Annotated in this window: 16 protein-coding genes; 10 read left to right on the plus strand and 6 right to left on the minus strand. The window is 72.0% G+C overall.

The genetic code is table 11. The features are described from left to right. The first annotated feature begins 25 nt into the window (after window positions 1-25). Together HHX40_RS26225 and meaB are read left to right on the plus strand one after the other, a co-directional pair. Window positions 26-1,219 (plus strand): acetyl-CoA C-acetyltransferase, encoded by a 1,194-nt coding sequence (locus HHX40_RS26225; RefSeq protein ID WP_182882718.1) that lies wholly within the window; start codon window positions 26-28, stop codon window positions 1,217-1,219. Window positions 1,220-1,237: 18 nt separating this feature from the next. Continuing rightward, window positions 1,238-2,257: a methylmalonyl Co-A mutase-associated GTPase MeaB gene (meaB, locus tag HHX40_RS26230; protein WP_182882719.1), complete on the plus strand. Its 1,020-nt coding sequence runs from the start codon at window positions 1,238-1,240 to the stop codon at window positions 2,255-2,257. 117 nt (window positions 2,258-2,374) lie between these two features. On the opposite strand, the gene HHX40_RS26235 is transcribed toward meaB, so the two are convergent. Then, the gene (locus tag HHX40_RS26235) at window positions 2,375-3,106 is read right to left on the minus strand and encodes a DUF4230 domain-containing protein (protein ID WP_310738285.1); all 732 of its coding nucleotides are present in this window, start codon (window positions 3,104-3,106) and stop codon (window positions 2,375-2,377) included. A gap of 128 nt (window positions 3,107-3,234) precedes the next feature. Beyond that, window positions 3,235-5,073, minus strand: a complete 1,839-nt coding sequence (locus tag HHX40_RS26240) for a hypothetical protein (protein ID WP_182882720.1) — start codon at window positions 5,071-5,073, stop codon at window positions 3,235-3,237. 420 nt (window positions 5,074-5,493) lie between these two features. Here HHX40_RS26240 and HHX40_RS26245 point away from each other — a divergent pair, with 420 nt between their 5' ends. Further along, complete coding sequence (locus HHX40_RS26245) at window positions 5,494-6,039, plus strand: MarR family transcriptional regulator (RefSeq protein ID WP_244302225.1); 546 nt, start codon at window positions 5,494-5,496, stop codon at window positions 6,037-6,039. 131 nt (window positions 6,040-6,170) lie between these two features. Here HHX40_RS26245 and HHX40_RS26250 read toward each other — a convergent pair whose 3' ends face one another. Continuing rightward, window positions 6,171-7,901, minus strand: a complete 1,731-nt coding sequence (locus HHX40_RS26250; RefSeq protein ID WP_310738286.1) for a S8 family serine peptidase — start codon at window positions 7,899-7,901, stop codon at window positions 6,171-6,173. A 188-nt stretch (window positions 7,902-8,089) separates the two neighbouring features. On the opposite strand from HHX40_RS26250, the gene HHX40_RS26255 reads away from it, so the two are divergent. Next, entirely contained in the window at window positions 8,090-9,760 is a 1,671-nt protein-coding gene (locus tag HHX40_RS26255) for an acyl-CoA mutase large subunit family protein (RefSeq protein ID WP_182882721.1), read from the plus strand. A gap of 30 nt (window positions 9,761-9,790) precedes the next feature. Here the strand turns inward: HHX40_RS26255 and HHX40_RS26260 are convergent, their stop codons facing one another. Continuing rightward, window positions 9,791-10,297 (minus strand): DinB family protein, encoded by a 507-nt coding sequence (locus tag HHX40_RS26260; protein WP_182876658.1) that lies wholly within the window; start codon window positions 10,295-10,297, stop codon window positions 9,791-9,793. A 127-nt stretch (window positions 10,298-10,424) separates the two neighbouring features. On the opposite strand from HHX40_RS26260, the gene HHX40_RS26265 reads away from it, so the two are divergent. From HHX40_RS26265 to HHX40_RS26275, 3 genes are all read left to right on the plus strand, one after another. Beyond that, window positions 10,425-11,336, plus strand: a complete 912-nt coding sequence (locus tag HHX40_RS26265) for a tetratricopeptide repeat protein (protein WP_182882722.1) — start codon at window positions 10,425-10,427, stop codon at window positions 11,334-11,336. 241 nt (window positions 11,337-11,577) lie between these two features. Beyond that, window positions 11,578-12,987 carry an NAD-dependent malic enzyme gene (locus tag HHX40_RS26270; RefSeq protein ID WP_182876656.1) on the plus strand — a complete coding sequence of 470 codons (1,410 nt, stop codon included), beginning with the start codon at window positions 11,578-11,580 and terminating at the stop codon, window positions 12,985-12,987. A 106-nt stretch (window positions 12,988-13,093) separates the two neighbouring features. Beyond that, on the plus strand, window positions 13,094-13,669 hold the full coding sequence (locus HHX40_RS26275; protein WP_117409087.1) for a YqgE/AlgH family protein: 576 nt from the start codon (window positions 13,094-13,096) through the stop codon (window positions 13,667-13,669). A 97-nt stretch (window positions 13,670-13,766) separates the two neighbouring features. Here HHX40_RS26275 and HHX40_RS26280 read toward each other — a convergent pair whose 3' ends face one another. Continuing rightward, window positions 13,767-15,191 carry a cellulase family glycosylhydrolase gene (locus HHX40_RS26280; protein ID WP_182882723.1) on the minus strand — a complete coding sequence of 475 codons (1,425 nt, stop codon included), beginning with the start codon at window positions 15,189-15,191 and terminating at the stop codon, window positions 13,767-13,769. A 238-nt stretch (window positions 15,192-15,429) separates the two neighbouring features. Between HHX40_RS26280 and HHX40_RS26285 the strand changes: the two genes are divergently transcribed. Beyond that, window positions 15,430-16,407, plus strand: a complete 978-nt coding sequence (locus HHX40_RS26285) for a leucine-rich repeat domain-containing protein (RefSeq protein ID WP_182882724.1) — start codon at window positions 15,430-15,432, stop codon at window positions 16,405-16,407. A gap of 22 nt (window positions 16,408-16,429) precedes the next feature. Here the strand turns inward: HHX40_RS26285 and HHX40_RS37145 are convergent, their stop codons facing one another. Continuing rightward, on the minus strand, window positions 16,430-17,071 hold the full coding sequence (locus HHX40_RS37145; protein WP_182882725.1) for a TetR family transcriptional regulator: 642 nt from the start codon (window positions 17,069-17,071) through the stop codon (window positions 16,430-16,432). Between the two features lie 134 nt (window positions 17,072-17,205). Between HHX40_RS37145 and HHX40_RS26295 the strand changes: the two genes are divergently transcribed. Further along, window positions 17,206-18,768, plus strand: a complete 1,563-nt coding sequence (locus HHX40_RS26295) for a DHA2 family efflux MFS transporter permease subunit (RefSeq protein WP_182882726.1) — start codon at window positions 17,206-17,208, stop codon at window positions 18,766-18,768. 133 nt (window positions 18,769-18,901) lie between these two features. Next, complete coding sequence (locus HHX40_RS26300) at window positions 18,902-19,153, plus strand: DUF3039 domain-containing protein (protein ID WP_373868705.1); 252 nt, start codon at window positions 18,902-18,904, stop codon at window positions 19,151-19,153. The last annotated feature ends 28 nt before the right edge of the window (window positions 19,154-19,181 follow it).

Consider the following 19,181-nt stretch of genomic DNA (forward strand, 5'->3'; position numbering starts at 1 on the left):
CGATCTCGCAGTGGAGGGTCTCGAAATGTCTGGTTCCGTCATCGTCGCCGGAGCACGCACGCCCATCGGACGCCTTCTCGGCTCACTGTCCGGCCTGTCCGCCGTCGAACTGGGCGGAATCGCGATCAGGGCGGCGCTGGAGCGGGCGGGTGTCTCACCGGACCAGGTCCAGTACGTGATCATGGGTCAGGTGCTCCAGGCGGGCGCCGGGCAGATCCCCTCCCGCCAGGCCGCGGTGAAGGCCGGAATCCCCATGACCGTGCCCTCCCTCACCATCAACAAGGTCTGCCTGTCGGGCCTCGACGCGATCGCGCTGGCCGACCAGCTCATCCGCGCGGGCGAGTTCGACGTCGTCGTCGCGGGCGGCATGGAGTCGATGACGAACGCCCCGCACCTGCTGCCCGGGCTGCGCAAGGGCGTGAAGTACGGCGGCGGCGAGATCCTGGACTCGACGGCGTACGACGGCCTGACCGACGCCTTCGACCAGATCGCGATGGGGGAGTCCACCGAGCGTCACAACGCGAGGCTCGGCCTGACCCGCGAGGAGCAGGACGCCTTCTCCGCGCGTTCGCACCAGCGCGCCGCCGAGGCCACCGAGAAGGGCCTGTTCGACGACGAGATCGTCCCGGTGCCGCTGCCGCAGCGAAGGGGAGAACCGGTCCTGTTCTCGGCCGACGAGGGCATCCGCGCGGACACCACGGCGGAGTCCCTGGCGAAACTGCGGCCGGCGTTCACCGAGGACGGCACGATCACGGCGGGATCCGCCTCGCAGATCTCCGACGGGGCCGTCGCCGTGGTCGTGATGTCGCGGGCCAGGGCCGAGGAGCTGGGCCTCGAATGGCTGGCCGAGATCGGCGCGCACGGCAACGTGGCCGGGCCGGACAACTCGCTCCAGTCGCAGCCCGCCAACGCGATCGGCCAGGCGCTGGCCAAGCAGGGGATCGGCGTGGACGACCTCGACCTGCTGGAGATCAACGAGGCGTTCGCGCAGGTCGTGCTGCAGTCGGCCAAGGAACTCGGCGTACCGCTCGACAAGATCAACGTCAACGGCGGCGGCATCGCGCTCGGCCACCCGATCGGCGCGTCCGGCGCCCGCATCGTGCTCACCCTGGCCCACGAGCTGCGCAGGCGCGGCGGCGGCCTCGGCGCGGCCGGCCTGTGCGGCGGCGGCGGGCAGGGCGACGCGCTGATCATCCGGGTGCCCGCGCCCGGCGCCTGACCGGGGAACGGAGCGAACGTGGACGTCCGGGAGCTGGCCGCCCAGGTGCGGCTGGGACGGCCGAGGGCGGTCGCCCGGCTGATCTCACTCGTCGAGAACGCCGCGGAGAACGTCGCGGAGAACGTGGCCGGGAACGCCGCCGGTCCGGGCGGTGGAGGCGGGGCGGAGGCCGGGGGGACGAACCACGTCCTGCGCGAGGTCATGGCCGACCTCGCCACCGGCGCGGCCAGGCCGCACACCGCCCGGGTGATCGGCCTGACCGGCGCGCCCGGCGTCGGCAAGTCGACCTCGACGGGCATGCTCATCCGGGCGTTCCGCAGGCGGGGCAGCAGGGTGGGGGTGCTGGCGGTCGACCCGTCCAGCCCGTTCACCGGCGGCGCGCTGCTCGGCGACCGCGTGCGGATGCAGGAGCACGCGACCGATCCGGAGGTCTTCATCCGCAGCATGTCCAGCCGGGGCCACCTGGGCGGGCTCGCGTGGGCCACGCCGCAGGCGCTGCGGGTGCTGGAGGCCGCCGGCTGCGAGGTGATCCTCGTCGAGACGGTCGGCGTCGGTCAGGCCGAGGTGGACGTCGCCCGGCTGGCGGACACCACCGTCGTCATCCTCGCCCCCGGCATGGGCGACGGCGTGCAGGCCGCGAAGGCGGGCATCCTGGAGGTCGCCGACGTCCTGGTGGTGAACAAGGCCGACCGGGACGGCGTCCAGGCGACGGTGCGCGAGCTGCGGAACATGACGGGGCTCGCCGAGCCGCCGTGGCGACCCCCGATCGTCACGACGGTCGCCTCCAGGGAGGAGGGCGCCGACGATCTCATGGCCGTGCTCGACAAGCACCAGGCATACCTGGAGGAGTCGGGCGAGGGGCGCAGGCGGCGGCTGGCCCGCGCCCGCGACGAGATCGAGGCCATCGCGCTCGCCAGGCTTCGCTCCCGCTTCGCGGGGCTGCACGGCGACCGCCTGGACGCGCTGGCCGCGCGGTTGCTCGACGCCGGGACCGACCCCTACACCGCAGCCGACGACCTCATCGCCGCGCTGCACTGAGGCAGGCGCTCCGCGCATCGTGCCGCCGCGAACCTGGCAGGCCGTGCCTCGCGTCCGTGATGTGCCGCACGGCCCGCCGCCTCCCTCGCGACCCCCGCCGGAGCCGGGCCGCGTGGATCAGGGCTCGCCGGTGTACTTGATGGTGACGCTGGTGAAGCCGAGCGACTTCAACATGCCCTCCATCATGGCCTTGGTGTTCTGGTCGGCCCTGGAACGCAGGTCGCTGGCGGCGGCGGCGTCGCCGATCTTGCGTTCGGCCAGGACGTAGAGCTCCTGCTGGTTCTGCGGCGAGGACGAGAGCACGTCGGAGATGCGGTCGAAGATGCCCCGCTCCTGCGCGAACACGTACGACCGCTTGTTGTCGAGGTTCGGCTTCTCCAACTCGGCGTGCGGCAGCCGTACGGTCACCGCCGTGCGGTCGGGGGAGACCGTGAGCGCGTCCTTCGGCAGGCCCGAGAAGTCCACGTACGCGTCGACGCTGCCGGCTCCGACGAACAGCGTCCGGCTGCCCTTGATCGCGTCGGGCAGGAACTTCGCGTCCTTCTCCAGATCGACGATCACCTGGAACTCGCCGGTCGCGGCCTCGAAGCGGCTCAGGTTCTGCACCGACCGCAGCAGCGCGGGCCCGCTCCTGTCGATGGTCTGATCGCCCAGCGGGTCGATCCAGGACCAGGTCAGGCGGGCGCCGACCACGAGCAGGGCGATCACGAGGAGCAGACCGGCGAGCACCCGCCAGCCGCGCCCCGGGCGGCGGGCGGGTCTCCCGGCGCCCGTCGTGGCGTCGGTGGCGGCGTCGGCCGTGGGGCCGGCGTCGGCCGGTGCGAAGGAGGGACGTGTCTGTCGGTCCACGGGTGGAATCTTCCCGGTATTTCGGCGATCTCACGCCGGGCAAGATCGATTCTCCTTTTCGCCGGTCTTCGGCTCTCCCAAACCCCGTCTTCGGCCCGCCTCAACCAGGAAGCCTGTCCGCCCCTGGATCAGGCGGGCGCCAGGAGGGCGGCGGGCACGTCCGTCACCTGGGGGGCCTCCTGCGAGTCCCCGGCGTCGCGACTGCCGGTGTCACGGGTGCCGGTGCCGCGACTGCTGGTGTCGCGGGTGCCGGTGCCGTCGCGCCGGGGGCCGTCGTCCGTGCGCGGGGCGTCGCGGCCGGGGCCGGGGACGCGTTCCACGGCGCCGCGACGCTCGACGTGCCCAGGGGCATGGTCCGGCGGATCGCCGGGCCGCCGCCCTCCGGAACTCCTCTCGTCCGCCGGGCCCGCGTCGTGTGCCCGTCCATGCCGCCCGGACGCCGGGTCCGCCGAGGTCCCCGGTCGCGCGCTCTCGGAGTTCCAGGAGCCGGGCGGAAGGCCCCCGCCGGGGCCGCCGGCCGCACCGGGCCGGGTCCGCCCGCCGGAACCCCCCGCGTCGGCGGCGCCGTCCAGGCCCGCCGAACCGGCACTGCCCGAACCGGCACTGCCCGGACCTGTGCCGGGACTCGCGCCCCCGGGCCCCGTACCGGCGGACGGCGTCGCACCGGCGGACGGCGTCGCGCCGGCGTGCCCGGCCGGGGTGGGATCGACGGGATAAGGAGTCACGGCGGGGTTCACGGGCCGGGTGCCGCCCCCGAAGTGCCTGGCCTGCAGGCCGCAGGAGACGAAGTCGGAGTAGAACAGCCGCAGCCAGTCGTGCCGCTGGGCATCGGTCAGCTCCGAGAACCACAGGGCGGCGGCGTGCTGCTCGGGCAGGTTCCCCGGGGGCAGCGGATCGTTGCGCAGCCAGGCGACGACGATGGCCCGGTAGCCCTCCGCGACCACCCCGGAGCAGGGACGGGCCAGCCCGTCGAGGAACTCGCCGGCGGCCCGCTGGACGTACCCGGCGCCGAGATCACCGAGGTGGACGACCACGACGCCCGGCGCCACCGGCCCGTCCTCGCCGGGCGCGCGCTGCTCGACCCGCTTGAAGGCGGCCGGGGTCCCGGCCAGCCGCGCCGCGAGCATGGTGAACATGCCCGCGAGGTCGGTCAGCCCGGCGCGCAGCGCCGGACGCACGCACACCGTGATGGGCCATTCCTGGCAGGCGTAGCGCTCGCTCGCCAGCGTGGTCCGCGGCTCGCTCACCAGCCGGGCCGCGCCCGTCCCGGCCGCCAGGACGGCGATCACCGCGGCGGCCAGCGCCAGCGTCCTTCCGGTCACCAGGGCGACCCACCCGAGGAACAGCGCGGCGCTGAGCCCCACCAGCCAGAGCGCCTGGTCCGCGTAGGCGGTCTCGCCGACCGTGAGCAGCTCGTACGGCTGCCGGGCGGCGGGGATGAGCCGGCCGGCCCAGTTGGGCCCCGTCGCCAGCAGGGTGAACACGCCGTACGTGCCCGCTGCCGCGAGCAGTGGGACGACGGTGACCGGCAGGAGCCAGCCCAGTATCCAGCCGACCATCACGTACAGCCCCAGGCCCGCGACGGACATGGCGAGGCCGCCGGGCAGCAGCGCGCCGCCCTGCCCGGTCAGCGCGGCGCGCAGGCCGAGCAGCAGGACGGTCGCCCCGAAGGACCCGGTCACGACCGCGATGATCGACAACGGCGCCCTGGCGGCCCGCCAGGGCGTCAGGACGCGGCCCTGCTCGGCGCGGCGCCTGCGCAGCGCCACCCACGCCGCGAACGCGGCGCCGACGGGCCCCGTCAGCCGCAGCGAGCCGATGACGGCCGCCACTATCTCGTCCCAGTCCATGAAACCGGGAATCAGGACGCTCCACGCGGCGACGAGCCCGAGCACGAGCAGCACGGTCCCCGCGACCAGCACGCCGTGTTTCAGCTCTCCGCGTGAACCGCCCCTGTGCTCACCCACAGCCGGGCGCGGCCCCCGGCCACGCCGTCGAAGTCCGGCGCGCATGCGGCGCCGGGACAGCAGTGCTGCCCATTGAGAATCTCCCCCGTGTCTGTGTGAGCGGTGTGCGACCCCGCGCCGTTCCCCGTGGCGCTGGTCCGCCGGCCGGCCCCGCCTCGCCTGCTCCGGGCCGGTGTCCCGGATCCCGTTGCCCGCGGCGGCCGGCTGATGACCGGCCGCTTCCCCTGCGGAGAGATCCTGTGACACCCGGTAGCAGACGGGGCTCCCCGTGCCGCCGGGTTTGCCGCCGCCTCACCTTTCGACGTGGCAACCATAACGGAGCGTGACCCTGCCGGGAGGAGTTCTGGGGTCAAGGAATCAGTCCGGTTACGCTGGGTGCCCCGGCCGATCATGGCCGGCGCCGCGCTACCGTATATCGCTGTGTCCGTTCCGCCCAGCTCAGAGCCACCGCCCGTGGCCGGTCCCCGGCCGCTCAAGCTCCCGTTCGACCCGATCGAGCGGGCCGCCGAGACCTGGCGCGCGACGTTCGGGCCGTCGTCCGCCATGGCCGCCGTGACTTCGATCATGAGAGCTCATCAGATCCTGCTGGCGCAACTGGACACGCTGCTCAAGCCGTACGACCTGACCTTCGCCAGGTACGAGGCGCTCGTGCTGCTGACGTTCAGCCGGACGGGGGCGCTGCCGTTGTCGAAGATCGGCGAGCGGCTGATGGTGCATCCCACGAGCGTCACCAACACGGTCGACCGGCTGGAGCGCGCCGGGCTGGTGCGGCGCATGCGCAACCCGCGCGACGGCCGCGGGGTGCTCGCCGAGATCACCGACGAGGGCCGGGACATCGTACGGCGGGCCACGGACGACCTGATGAACGCCGGTTTCTGCCTGGGCATGTACGACGACGCCGAACTGGGCGAGATGTTCGGCCTGCTCCGGACGCTCCGGGTCGCGGCGGGCGACTTCAGCCCCTGACCCCGTCTCCTGGCCCGGCCCCTGACCAGGAGCCCTGACGTGGACGGGCCCCGGCCGCCGGCGGCCGGGGCCCGGAAGGGCGGGCCGGTGGCGCGCCCGCGTGTCACGGGCGCGCCACCGGCCGGCGATGGTCAGTGGCCGACGGCGTGGAGGGCGTCGACGATGCCCTTGCCGTAGAAGCCGTTGCCGGCGGCGGTGCCCTCGCAGACGTGCGTGGCGGTCGCCGTGGTGCCGCTCGGCAGGTGGCGGGTGTAGGTGTAGGCGGGCGGGTTCGGGCAGGCCGTCTTGGTCGCCGTCCCCTTGAGGATCGCCTCGACCCTGTCCGGGTTCAGGGTCAGGCCGCCGTGGGCGCGGTCATGCCGGCCGTACCGGCTGACGATCAGCGCCGCGACGCCGGCCGCGCGCGGCGAGGCCATCGAGGTGCCCTGCAGGTACTGGTAGTAGGCGCAGGTCGAGCCCTTGCAGTCCTTCACCACGTAGTCGACGGTGGGGTCGCCGTTCGCGTCGATCTCGCCGTTGGCCACGGCCAGCGCCTTCGGGTAGGCGGACAGGGTGGCCTTGCTGACGTCCCGCGTGTTGCCGGGGGTGTCGTAGACGTCGCCGCCGGGCGAGGCCACGTCGATGTAGCCGTTGCCGTAGCTGGAGTAGTAGGCCTTGCGCTTGCTGATGCCGGTGGAGGACACCGAGATGACGTGCTCGGCCTCGGCCGGCAGCGAGACGCAGGACGCGGGGATGGTCCGGGTCCTGACCGCCTGGCCCGGGAAGCTGGCGTAGTCGGGGCTGACCGCGTCGACGTTGGTCTTGGTGTAGTCGATCGCCTCGTTGCCGGCCGCGCCGACCAGCGTGACCCCGTGCGCGTGGGCGTAGTCGATCGCCCGCTGGGTGGCGGCGATGTAGAGCCGCTGCTGAGCCTGCTCCTCGGGGCTGTCGGCCGGGTTGTCGGCGCAGTTGAACAGCCACGGGTCGATGTAGTAGCTCATGTTCACCACGTCGACGCCGATGTCGCCCGCGTACGTGAGGGCGTCGACGGTCGGCTGGAGGAAGAAGTAGCCCGAGTCCTGGCCGGCCCGCAGGTTGACGATCGTCACCTTGGGCGCGACGCCCGAGATGCCCAGCTTGTTGATGGGTGAGGCGATCGACGAGGCGACGTGGGTGCCGTGGCCGTCCTCGTCCACGTCGTTCGGGTCGGTGCAGGACCCGTCGGGGTCGTCCTCGCACTTCCCGTCGATGTTGTCGCCGTTGGCGTCCGCGGGCACGTCGACCGTGAAGTTGCGGCTCAGCCGCCGGTCGAAGTTGGGCGCGATGTCGGGGTGCGAGCCGTCGACGCCGGTGTCGAGGATGCCGACGAGGACGCGCTTGTCACCCTGCTCGTACCTGTGCGCCTCGTCCGCGTGGATCTGCTTCATGTCCCACTGCAGGTCGGCGAGCGGCTCGTCCTTGACGTTGCGGCCCCACTTGGGACCCTTGGCGCCCCGGCCCTCCCTCTCGACGGCCTGGTTCCTGGCGGCCCGCGAGGCGGCCTTCCGCGCGGCGGCGGACGCCTTGGCGTCGTCGGGCGCGCTGCCGATCACCCGGTTGGCGGCGACGCCCTCGATGGCCGCGGCGCCGGCGAGGGCCTTGGCGAAGCCGGCGTTCGTGCTGCTGACCGTGGCCACGCCGACCTGGGTGTTCACCTTCACCACGCTGCCGCCGGCGGCCTCGATCGCCTTTTGGGCGTCCGCCGCGGACGTGCCTTCCTTGTACAACACCACGTACTCGGTCTGGGTCGCCGATCCCGTGGCCGCCGGTGCGGCCTGCGCGGGTACGGCAAGGGTTGCCGCCACCATCGCCGCGGTCGCGGCGACGACTGTCAAGCGGTTCACATCCACCTCCGTGTGGACCTTCAAGGGCGGTGACCATATTTGAAGATTTCCGCGCGCTGTCAAAGGCCTGTTGGATTTCGCGACCAACGTGTGACGTGACCTTGGTGGAACCGGGGAGTCAGGCGGTGGTGGCCGAAATTACTAGGACGTCCTAGTATTCGGAGAGGAGCGACGACCGGGGAGGACGCATGCAGCCGGATGAGCCGATCGAGGCGGGGCGGGCCCGCTGGCAGGCGCGGTACGACGCCGCCTTCAAGCGCGACCGCGAGTTCCGGACCCTGTCGGGGCTGGAGGTGGACCCCGTCTACGGCCCGCCCGGTGCGGACCCCCGGTTCGGGCGCATCGGGTGGCCGGGGGAGTTTCCCTTCACCCGGGGCCTGTACGCCACCGGCTACCGCGGCCGTCCCTGGACGATCCGGCAGTTCGCGGGGTTCGGCAACGCCCGGCAGACCAACGAGCGCTACAAGATGATCCTCGGCGCCGGGGGCGGCGGCCTGTCGGTGGCGTTCGACATGCCGACGCTGATGGGCCGCGACTCCGACGACCCGCGCTCGCTCGGCGAGGTGGGCCACTGCGGCGTCGCGGTCGACTCGGCCCTCGACATGGACCTGCTGTTCGACGGCATCCCGCTCGGCGAGGTGACCACCTCGATGACCATCAGCGGGCCGGCCGTACCGATCTTCTGCATGTACGTGGTCGCGGCCGAGCGGCAGGGCGTGCCGGCCGGGCGGCTGAACGGCACCCTCCAGACCGACATCTTCAAGGAGTACATCGCGCAGAAGGAGTGGCTGTTCGCCCCGGAGCCGCACCTGCGCCTGATCGGCGACCTCATGGAGTTCTGCGCCGCCGAGATCCCCGCGTACAAGCCGCTGTCGGTGTCGGGCTACCACATCCGCGAGGCGGGGTCCACGGCCGCGCAGGAGCTGGCCTTCACGCTCGCCGACGGGTTCGGGTACGTCGAGCTCGGCCTGTCACGCGGACTCGACGTGGACGTCTTCGCCCCGGGGCTGTCGTTCTTCTTCGACGCGCACATCGACTTCTTCGAGGAGATCGCGAAGTTCCGCGCGGCACGCCGGATCTGGGCCCGCTGGATGCGCGACGTGTACGGCGCCCGGACGGAGAAGGCGCAGTGGCTGCGCTTCCACACCCAGACGGCCGGGGTGTCGCTGACCGCGCAGCAGCCGGACAACAACATCGTGCGTACGGCCGTCGAGGCGCTGGCGGCCGTGCTCGGCGGCACCAACTCGCTGCACACCAACGCGCTGGACGAGGTGCTCGCGCTGCCGTCGGAGAAGGCCGCCGAGATCGCGCTGCGCACCCAGCAGGTGATCATGGAGGAGACCGAGGTCGTCAATGTGGTCGACCCGCTCGGCGGCTCCTGGTACGTGGAGGCGCTGACCGACCGGCTGGAGGCGGAGGCGGAGGAGATCTTCGCCAGGATCCGGGACATGGGCGGCGACGGCACGATGACCGCCGGCATCCTGCGGGGCATCGAGGACGGCTGGTTCATGTCGGAGATCGCCGAGTCGGCCTTCGACTACCAGCGCAAGCTGGAGAAGGGCGACAAGCGGATCGTCGGCGTGAACTGCCACACCTCGACGGTGGAGGAGCCGCTGGAGATCCTGCGGATCGGCCACGAGGTCGAGGCCGAGCAGCGCCGGGTGCTCGCCGAGCGGCGCGGGGCACGGGACCGGCAGGCGGTGGACGCGGCGCTGGCCGCCCTGCGGAGCGCGTCGCGGTCGGCCGAGAACATGATCCCGCCGATGCTGGAGGCGGTCAGGGCCGAGGCCACCCTGGGCGAGATCTGCGACGTCCTGCGCGAGGAGTGGGGCACCTACTCCGAGCCCGCCGCCTTCTAGCCGATTCCGGACACGCTCGGACGCCCACGCTCAGACGCCCACGGTCCCGTCGACGCCCTCGCGCAGGAGGTCGGCGTGGCCGTTGTGCCGGGCGTATTCGTGCATCATGTGCAGCATCACGAGCCGCAGCGACACCTCCTCGCCCCACCGGGGCTGGTAGGCGGTGACGTCGAGCGACTCGGCCGCCCGCTCGATCCTGCGGGAGTGCTCGACCTCCGCCTGCCAGGCGGCGAACGCCTCCGCGCCGGTTGACCCGCTCGCGTCGTACGCCGCCTGGTAGTCGCCTTCCGGCGACCAGACGAGCGGCACGTCCTCCTTGCCGATCACACGCCGGAACCACGTGCGCTCGACCTCCGCCATGTGCCTGACCAGGCCGAGCAGCGAGAGCGTCGAAGGCGGCATCGACGTGCGGCGCAGCTCCTCGTCCGACAGGCCCTCGCACTTCAGCGCGAGCGTGGCCCGGTGGAAGTCGAGGAACGCGCGCAGCATCTCGCGCTCACCGGCGACGCTCGGCGGGCCGATGCGTTCCACTGCCATGTCCTGCTCCCTTCGACGCGGCGATCCGCGCCGTTCACCCTATGACGGGCGCCGGGCCGCCCGGATCGCGGAGGAAGACAGCGAGGATGGCACGGATCACGCGGGAGAGTACGGCAGGATTGGGGGTATGGCAGCGGAGTTCTCTCGACCTGGATCGCTCTACGGCGCCGTGGACCTCGGCGCGCGCAAGCAGGCCCTGGAGGCCCAGGCGCGGCGTGAGGCCGCAGGTCCGTCAGGAGCCGCCTCGGCGGCAGTCATCGAGGTGACCTCGGCCACCTTCAACGCCGACGTGGTGGAGCGCTCGATGAGCGTGCCCGTGATCGTCGAGGCGACGATGCGCCGAGCCGAGCAGGTCCAGCAGTTCAGCGGGGTGATGGACAAGCTTGCCGCGGAGGCGGCCGGCGCGTGGCTGCTGGCCCGCGTCGACGTGGAGGCCGAGCCGCAACTCGCCCAGGCGTTGCGGATGCGCGCGGTGCCCACCGTCTACCTGGCCTTCCAGGGACAGCTCATGCCCCTGTTCGAGGGTCCGCTGCCGGAGGCGCAGCTCCGGCAGGCACTCTCGCAGGTGTTCGAGCAGCTCGGCGTCGAGGCGGCCGCGCCCGCGGACGAGTCGGACGAGCCGCCGGTCGACCCCGAGCTCCTGCGGGCGGAGCAGGCCGTCGAGAAGGGCGACCTGGACGCGGCGGCCGCCGCCTACCAGCGCCTGCTGGCCAGGTCGCCGGGGGACGAGGGCGCGAAGATCGGGCTCGCCGGGGTCGGCCTGCTGCGCCGCACGATGGACCTCGACGAGGCCGACGTGCTCGGCCGGGCCGCGGACGCCTCCGACGACGTCGACCTCCAGCTCCAGGCCGCCGACCTCGAAATGGTGAGCGGACGGGTGGACGAGGCCTTCGACCGGCTCATCGGGCTCGTGCGGCGCACCCGCGGCGCTGACAGGGACCGGGTCCGCGTGCACCTGCTCGGGCTGTTCGACGCGCTGCCCGCCGACGACCCCTCGGTCGTACGGTCGCGCAGGGCCCTCGCCAACGCCCTGTTCTGAGAGCGGCCGGCGGGACGGCGTTCCGGCGCCGTCCCGTTCCCGCCGCACACGGTCGTGGTTCCGGCGCCGCGCGGCACCCGGAGCGTGGGCTGAAACACCCGGCCGGAGATGGCACGATGGATAACACTCATGTGCCGCCCACGCCGGGGTGCGAGAGCGTGACCGCCACGCGGAGGCCGCGCGTACGGGAGCAGCCGGGCGGGCGCGGCCAGGCACCACCCCCGCAAAGGAGCGGATAGACGTGGCCACAGTGCCCAGCGTTTCCTACTCGATCACTGTGCGCCTCGAGGTGCCCGCGGGAGGCAAGGCCGTCAGCCTGCTGACCCACGCGGTGGAGAACGCGGGCGGCGTGGTGACCGCCCTCGACGTGACCAACGCCGGGCACGAGAAGCTCCGCATCGACGTGACGTGCGCGGCCAAGGACGCCGACCACGTCCAGGCGATCGTGGACAGCCTCGGCGCGGTCGAGGACGTGGTCATCCACAAGGTCTCCGACCGCACCTTCCTCATGCACCTCGGCGGCAAGATCGAGATGCAGTCCAAGGTCCCCCTGCGCAACCGCGACGAGCTGTCGATGGCCTACACCCCGGGGGTGGCGCGGGTCAGCCTGGCGATCGCGCGCAACCCGGAGGACGCCCGCCGCCTCACCATCAAGCGCAACTCGGTCGCGGTCGTCACCGACGGCTCCGCCGTCCTCGGGCTCGGCAACATCGGCCCCGCCGCCGCGCTGCCGGTGATGGAGGGCAAGGCCGCCCTGTTCAAGCGGTTCGCCGGCATCGACGCCTGGCCCATCTGCCTCGACACCCAGGACGTGGACGAGATCGTCGCGGCCGTGCGGGCCATCGCGCCGGGGTTCGGCGGCATCAACCTGGAGGACATCTCCGCGCCGCGCTGCTTCGAGGTCGAGCGGCGGCTGCGCGAACTGCTCGACATCCCGGTCTTCCACGACGACCAGCACGGCACCGCCATCTGCGTGCTCGCCGCGCTGACGAACGCGCTGAAGGTGGTCCGCAAGGAGATCTCCGAGGTGCGGATCGCGATGGCCGGGGCGGGCGCGGCCGGCACCGCGGTGCTGCGCCTGCTGCTGGCCGCCGGGGCGCGCAACGTCGTCGTCTGCGACTACCGGGGCGCGGTCCACCTCGGGCGCGACGACCTCGACGAGTCGCTCCGGTGGATCGCCGAGCACACCAACGCCGACGGGTACGGCGGCGACCTGCGCGGCGCGGTCAAGGGCGCCGACGTCTTCATCGGCGTCTCCGCCCCCGGAATCCTCACCGGGGACGACGTCGCGGCGATGGCGCGGGACGCGGTGGTGTTCGCGCTGGCCAACCCCGAGCCCGAGGTCTCCCCGGACGACGCCCGCGAGCACGCGGCGGTCGTGGCGACCGGCCGGTCCGACTACCCCAACCAGATCAACAACGTGCTGGCGTTCCCGGGCGTGTTCCGCGGGCTCCTCGACGCGCAGGCGGACGGCGTGACCCCGGAGATGCTGCTCGCGGCGGCCCGCGCGCTGGCCGCGGTGGTGAGCGCCGAGGAACTCGGGCCCAACTACATCATCCCCAGCGTCTTCCACCCCGACGTTGCCAACGCGGTGGCGGCGGCCGTACGGGAGTCGGCCGGAGGCCGGCCGCGCGGCTTCACGGAGGCCTGACCGCCGTCCGGCGCCGATGGCGACGCTCCGGTCACGTTGGGTCACATGCCGCGGCAAACCGGGGGCGACGTACACGAATTCGCATTCCTCCCTCATGATGGGATGTATGGCGGAGGCGATCTACGTCGGCGGGTTGCTAGTAGCGACGCCACTGCTCGACGACCCCAACTTCCGGCGTAGCGTCGTGCTCGTGCTGGAGCACGACGAGGACGGCGGCACCCTGGGCGTGGTGCTCAACCGGCCCAGTGAGATCGCGGTGACCCAGGTCCTGCCCTCGTGGGACCCCCTGGTCACCGGTCCTCCGGTGCTGTTCGAGGGAGGCCCGGTGCAGACGGACAGCGCGCTCGCGCTCGCCGTCGTGCTGAGCGGGGAGGAGCCGCTGGGCTGGCGCCGGCTGCAGGGCAGGGCCGCGGTGTCGCGCCTCGGCACGGTGGATCTCGACGCGCCCCCGGAGATCCTGGCCGGGGAGATCTCGCAGATGCGGATCTTCGCGGGCTACGCGGGCTGGACGGCGGGGCAGCTGGAGAACGAACTGCAGGAGGGCGCCTGGTACGTCGTCGACTCGGAGCAGGGGGACACCTTCGACCCCGACCCCTCCGCGCTGTGGCGCACCGTGCTGCGCCGGCAGAAGGGCGATCTCGCCCTGGTCGCCACGTTCCCGGACGACCCGCTGCTCAACTGACCACCGGCCTTCTCGGGGACCCGATCGGCCAGTACGGCGCAGGCCGGGCGCGGTGAGCGCGCCCGGCCTTCGATGATCTTTCAGGGGTCGCCGTGTCTCAGCTCGCGGTGCAGGTCACCGCGGGCACCGGGTTGGCGCCGTTCCAGGAGCCGAGGAAGCCGAACGAGGCGGACGCTCCGGCGCCGAGGCCGCCGTTGTAGCTCACGTTCTTCGCCGTGACCGACGAGCCGCTCGACGTCACCGCGGCGTTCCACGCCTGGGTGACCGTCTGGCCGTTGGCGTACGTCCAGGTGACGGTCCAGCCGGAGATCGCGCCGGAACCGGCCTTGACGGTCACCTCGGCCTGGAAGCCGCCGCCCCACTGGTTCGTGACCTGGTACGTCGCCGAGCAGCCCCGGCCGTTGCCGCTGGGCGACGTGCTCGGAGACGCGCTCGGGGACGCGCTGGGCGACGCGGAGGGGCTGCGGGGCGGGCTCGGGGAGGTGCTGGGGGACGTGCTGGGCGAGCCGGACGGGCTGGCCGACGGGCTCACCGGCGGCCCGCTGTAGATCGTGGCCTCCTTGGCGGTCGACTTGATGCCGTTCGCGCCGTTGAACAGCCGCTGGCCCCAGGAGGTGAGCTGGCCGACGTTGAAGTTCGTGACCTGGTCCAGGTACTCGACGCCGCCGCCGTTGCCGCTCCAGGACCAGCCGAGGTAGCCGATGCCCCGCGACTGGGCCTGGGACATGATCGTGTCCTCGTCCGGGTCGCCGTCAGAGTGCATGTTGCCGAACTCGCCGATGACCAGCGGGAGGTTCGCGGTCTGGAACGCCTGCAGATAGCCGGTGATCTCGGCCGCCGTGTCGAAGACGCCGTACATGTGGATCGAGAAGACGGTGTTCTTCTGGGTGTCGCTCGCGAAGACCGAGGCGGCGTTGTCGCGCATGACGAACTGCCAGTCCTGGCCCCAGTTCGGCGCGTCCACCATGAGCAGGTGCTGGAACCCGGCGGCGCGCATCCGGACGATCGCGTTCTTGGTCGCGGTGGTCCAGGCGGACGGGTTGTTGTTGCCGTACGGCTCGTTGCCGATGTTGATGACGACGTAGTTCTCCTGGCCCGTCAGCACGCTCTTCAGGCCGACCCAGTAGTCGACGGCCTGGTCGAGCGTGTACGCCCCGCTCTGCTCGGCGTACCCGGTGGTGTCGTGGTTCTCCAGCACGCAGATTAACCGGTTCTGCTTGCACAGCGAGATGACGTTGGCGACGTCGCTCGCCGAGTTGGCCGTCCAGCGGCCGCCGCTCAGCACGACGCGCACGGTGTTGGCGCCCAGCGACTTGATGTTCGCGAACGAGCTCGTCTGGCTCGCGTACCAGGTGTGCGCGTGGCTGGTGCCGCGCATCACGAAGTTGTTCCCGTTGGCTTCGACGATTTTCGTGCCGCTGACGTGGAGGCCGGTCGCGGCCTGTGCGGTCTGGTTCATCGCGGCCACCGACAGCAGGAGGGCGAGTAGTGCCGCGCCCACGGCGATGAGACGTGTCTTCATTCTGTACCTCGGGTGGGGGAGCGACGCCGTTGGGAGCGCCTCCGGCACCATAGGCGGCACGGCCCGGGACCGTACAGGAGACGGACCGGCGTGGCCGCCGGGCGGGCCCGCCGCAACTGAACCGGTTCGGCGGGATGGGCCGCCGGACCAGCGCGATCGCTTCCCGTCCCCCTCACCTGGGCCGCCGCGACCCGATGAAACGTTCACCGGCCGCGCGGCCGCCGGTAGGGTCGCGGACATGCCCGAACCCGGTTGGCCGCCCCAGGAGGCCGTGCGGCTCGCCGGCGGTGTCCCGGTCGCCCTGGTGGCGGCCGACGCCGGGCTGTCGTCCCTGCCGGCCGCCGTGCGGGGGGTGGAGACGCTCCGGCACATCGACCTCGACGGGAACGCGCTCACGTCGCTGCCCGGATGGATCGCGCGGCTGGAACGCCTGCGGGTCCTGTGGCTCTACGGCAACCGGATCACGGCCATCCCGCCCGAGCTGGGGAATCTGACCGCGCTCGAACACCTCGGCCTCGGACGCAACGCGCTGACCTCCGTGCCCGCCGCGCTGTGGCGGCTGAGCCGGCTGCGGTCGCTCAACCTCGCCGAGAACGAGATCGCCGATCTGCCTCCCGGCCTGGCCCGTCTGGGCGCGTTGCGCATGCTCGACCTGGGGCACAACCGGCTCCGTGAAGTGCCGGCGGAGATCGGGGACCTGCCCGGCCTGACCGACTACCTCTACCTGAGCGACAACGGGCTCACGACGGTTCCCGCCTCACTCGGACGGCTCGACCGGCTCGGCTACCTCAACCTCGCCGAGAACCGGCTGGCGGAGCTGCCCGCGTCGATCGGCGGCATGGCGGCCCTGCACGAGTTGCGCGCGCACGACAACCGGCTCACCGAGCTGCCGGAGACGATCGGCCGCCTGACCGGGCTGCGCGAGCTGCACCTCAGGAACAACCGCCTCACCGCGCTGCCCGAGTCGATCGGAGGGCTGAGTGGGCTGCGCCATCTGGACCTGCGGGGCAACCCCCTGGAACGGCTACCTCGGTCCATCGTGGGGCTGACGCGGCTGACCCACCTCGACCTGCGGGCGACCCGCCTCACCGCGCTGCCCGCGGGGCTGGCGGAGCTGCCGCTGCTGGAGAAGCTCGACCTGCGCTGGGTCAAGTTCGACGAGGCGCCCGCCTGCGTCCGGCCGCTGCGTGAGCGCGGCTGCGTCGTCCTCCTGTGAGTCGTCCTCCTGCCGGGGGCCCTCAGCGCGGAGGCGGAACGACTCCGGTCGTCCCGGGGCGTACGGGCAGGTCCCAGCCGGGGCGGAGGGAGCGCTCGGCGAGCGTGAGCAGGTCCTCGTACCGCCGTGCCATGTCGCCCAGGTCCTCCGTCGGCCCGTCCAGGCAGATCAGGCCGATGCCGACGAACAGCGACACGACGAACTGCGGCTGGAGGTCGTCGGGCGGGAGTCCCATCCTGCGGGCCACTTCGGCGACGAGCCTGCGCTCGCTCTCCCGCACCAGCCGCATGCCCCCGGCGAGCAGGGACGGGGTGGAGTGGATGAGCCGGCGGGCCTTGACGATCCTGCCCGTCTCCACCTCGTCGAGCTCTCGTAGGATGCCCAGCATGGCCCGCATCGACTGACTCAGCGCCGTGAACGGCGACTCCGACTCCGGGCGGGTGACCAGTTCGGCGAGGAACATCTCCTGCTCCTCGGCGGTCAGCGAGAGCGCCACGTCCTCCTTCGAGGCGAAGTAGCGGAAGAACGTCCTCGACGACACGTCCACCTCGGCGGCGATCTGCTCGACCGTGGTCGCCTCGTAGCCCCTGGTGAGGAAGAGGTCGAGGGCCGCGTCGACCAGGGCGTCCCGGGTGCGTTGCTTCTTGCGCTCGCGGAGCCCCACGGCGTCACCTCCTCGAAAACTGCCGGTAGCAACCTGCAGATGTCACCGTATGTCGGATAAAAGGATTTGTCATCTGTCATGGACTGACACTAAATTGCCAGGGGTCTGCTCAGTGGTGCTTAGGGGGAACCTCGATGACACAAGCCGTATCGGTGGACGCGGACGCGCCTCCAGGACGGGGCCAGGGACGTCCGTGGCTCACGCTGCTCGCCGTCTCGCTCGGCGTGATCATGGTCATGCTGGACGGCACGGTCGTGGCCATCGCCAACCCGGTGATCCAGGTCGAACTCAAGGCGACGCTGTCGGACCTGCAATGGGTGACCAGCGGTTACCTGCTCGCGCTCGCGGTCTTCCTGATCACGGCGGGCAAGCTCGGCGACCTCTTCGGGCACAAGCGGGTCTTCCTCGCCGGCGTGGCCGGCTTCGCGCTGACCTCGCTGGCGATCGGCCTGTCGTCCTCGGTGGGCATGCTGATCGCGCTGCGGGTGCTGCAGGGACTCTTCGGCGCGCTGCTCCAGCCCGCCGCGCTCGCGTTGCTCAGGTCGGCGTTCCCCGCCGAGAGGCTGAACATGGCCATGGGCGCGTGGGGCGCGATCATCGGCCTGTCGAGCGCGGGCGGCCCGATCATCGGCGGCCTCCTGGTGGAGAACGTGAGCTGGCAGTCGGTGTTCTTCGTCAACGTGCCGGTCGGTGCGGCGGCCCTGGCGTTCGGACTGTGGGCCCTGCGGGAGAGCAGGGCGCAGGCGCTGTCCAGGGTCGACTGGCTCGGCGTCCTGCTGCTGTCGGTCGCGATGTTCGACCTGGTGTGGGCCATCATCAAGGCGCCCAGCTGGGGCTGGGGCGACGTGCGCACCCTCGCCTTCCTGGCCGCCACCGTGGTGTTCGGCGCGCTGTTCGTGTTCTGGCAGTCCAGGGTCCGTGAGCCGCTGCTGCCGCTCAGCCTGTTCCGCAACGCGTCGGTCTCGATCGGCACCGTGCTGATGATCCTGATGGCGTTCTCGATGTTCGGCGCGATGTTCTTCCTCACGTTCTTCTTCCAGGGCGTGCACGGGCTCACGCCGCTCGACTCCGGTCTGCGCATGCTGCCCATGAGCGCCGGCATGATCGTCGCCTCGCCCATCGCCGGCGTCCTCATCGGCAAGCTCGGCCCGAAGATCACCATCGCGGGCGGCATGGTGATCAGCGCGGTCGCGATGTTCCTCATGTCGCGGCTCAGCGTGGAGGCCGCCTTCGCCGACACCGCGATCCCGTTCGTGCTGCTCGCGTTCGGTCTGTCGCCGGTGTTCGTCGGCGCCACCGAGATCATCGTCGGCAACGCGCCGGAGGAGCTGAGCGGTGTCGCCGGCGGTGTGCAGAACTCCGCCATGCAGGTCGGCGGCGCGCTCGGCACCGCCATCCTCGGCGCGGTCGTGTCCGCCAGGGTGGCCGACGTGCTGCCCGGCCACCTCGGCCCGGCCGCGGCGGCCGTGCCGCCCGAGCAGATGGGCCTGCTGGAGGCCGCCGCGTCGGTCGGCGCCGCCCCGCCGGGGACCGGCCCCCTCGCGAAGGTGCTGGCGGACGCCTCACACCTGTCCTTCATGGACGGCCTGCACCTCGGCTTCCTCGTGAGCACGGCGGTCGCCCTGCTCGCCGCGGCTCTGGCCCTGTTCGTCCGGGCCGGCCGCAAGACCGAGGGCGCCTCGGTCCACCTGGGCTGACGGCACGGCCATCCGCTCCTCGTACGGCCCCCGCCACCACGCGGGGGCCGTACGCGTCTCCGGCCCGAGGGCGGCCCGCCGCGCGCGTCCGCGGACCGAGGGGAGCGCGCCCGCTGCAATAGACTTGGTCCTCGTGAGCGGCACGAAGATTCTTCCCGAGAGCGACGTAACACCCCGGCTCTCGCACGGCGACGGCGACCACGAGCGCTTCTCGCACTTCGCCGACAAGAACAAGATCACTGAGAGCTACGTGACCGGTGCGCCGGTGCGAGCCCTGTGCGGCAAGGTCTGGGTGCCCAGCCGCGACCCGAAGAAGTATCCGGTCTGCCCGGAGTGCAAGGAGATCTACGAAGGGCTGCCCAAGGGCGAGCCGCCCGCCGAGTGAGTGTCGGTACGGGATGACCTTCCCCCCG

The organism is Microbispora sp. H10949, assembly GCF_014161435.1.
Lineage (GTDB): Bacteria > Actinomycetota > Actinomycetes > Streptosporangiales > Streptosporangiaceae > Microbispora > Microbispora triticiradicis.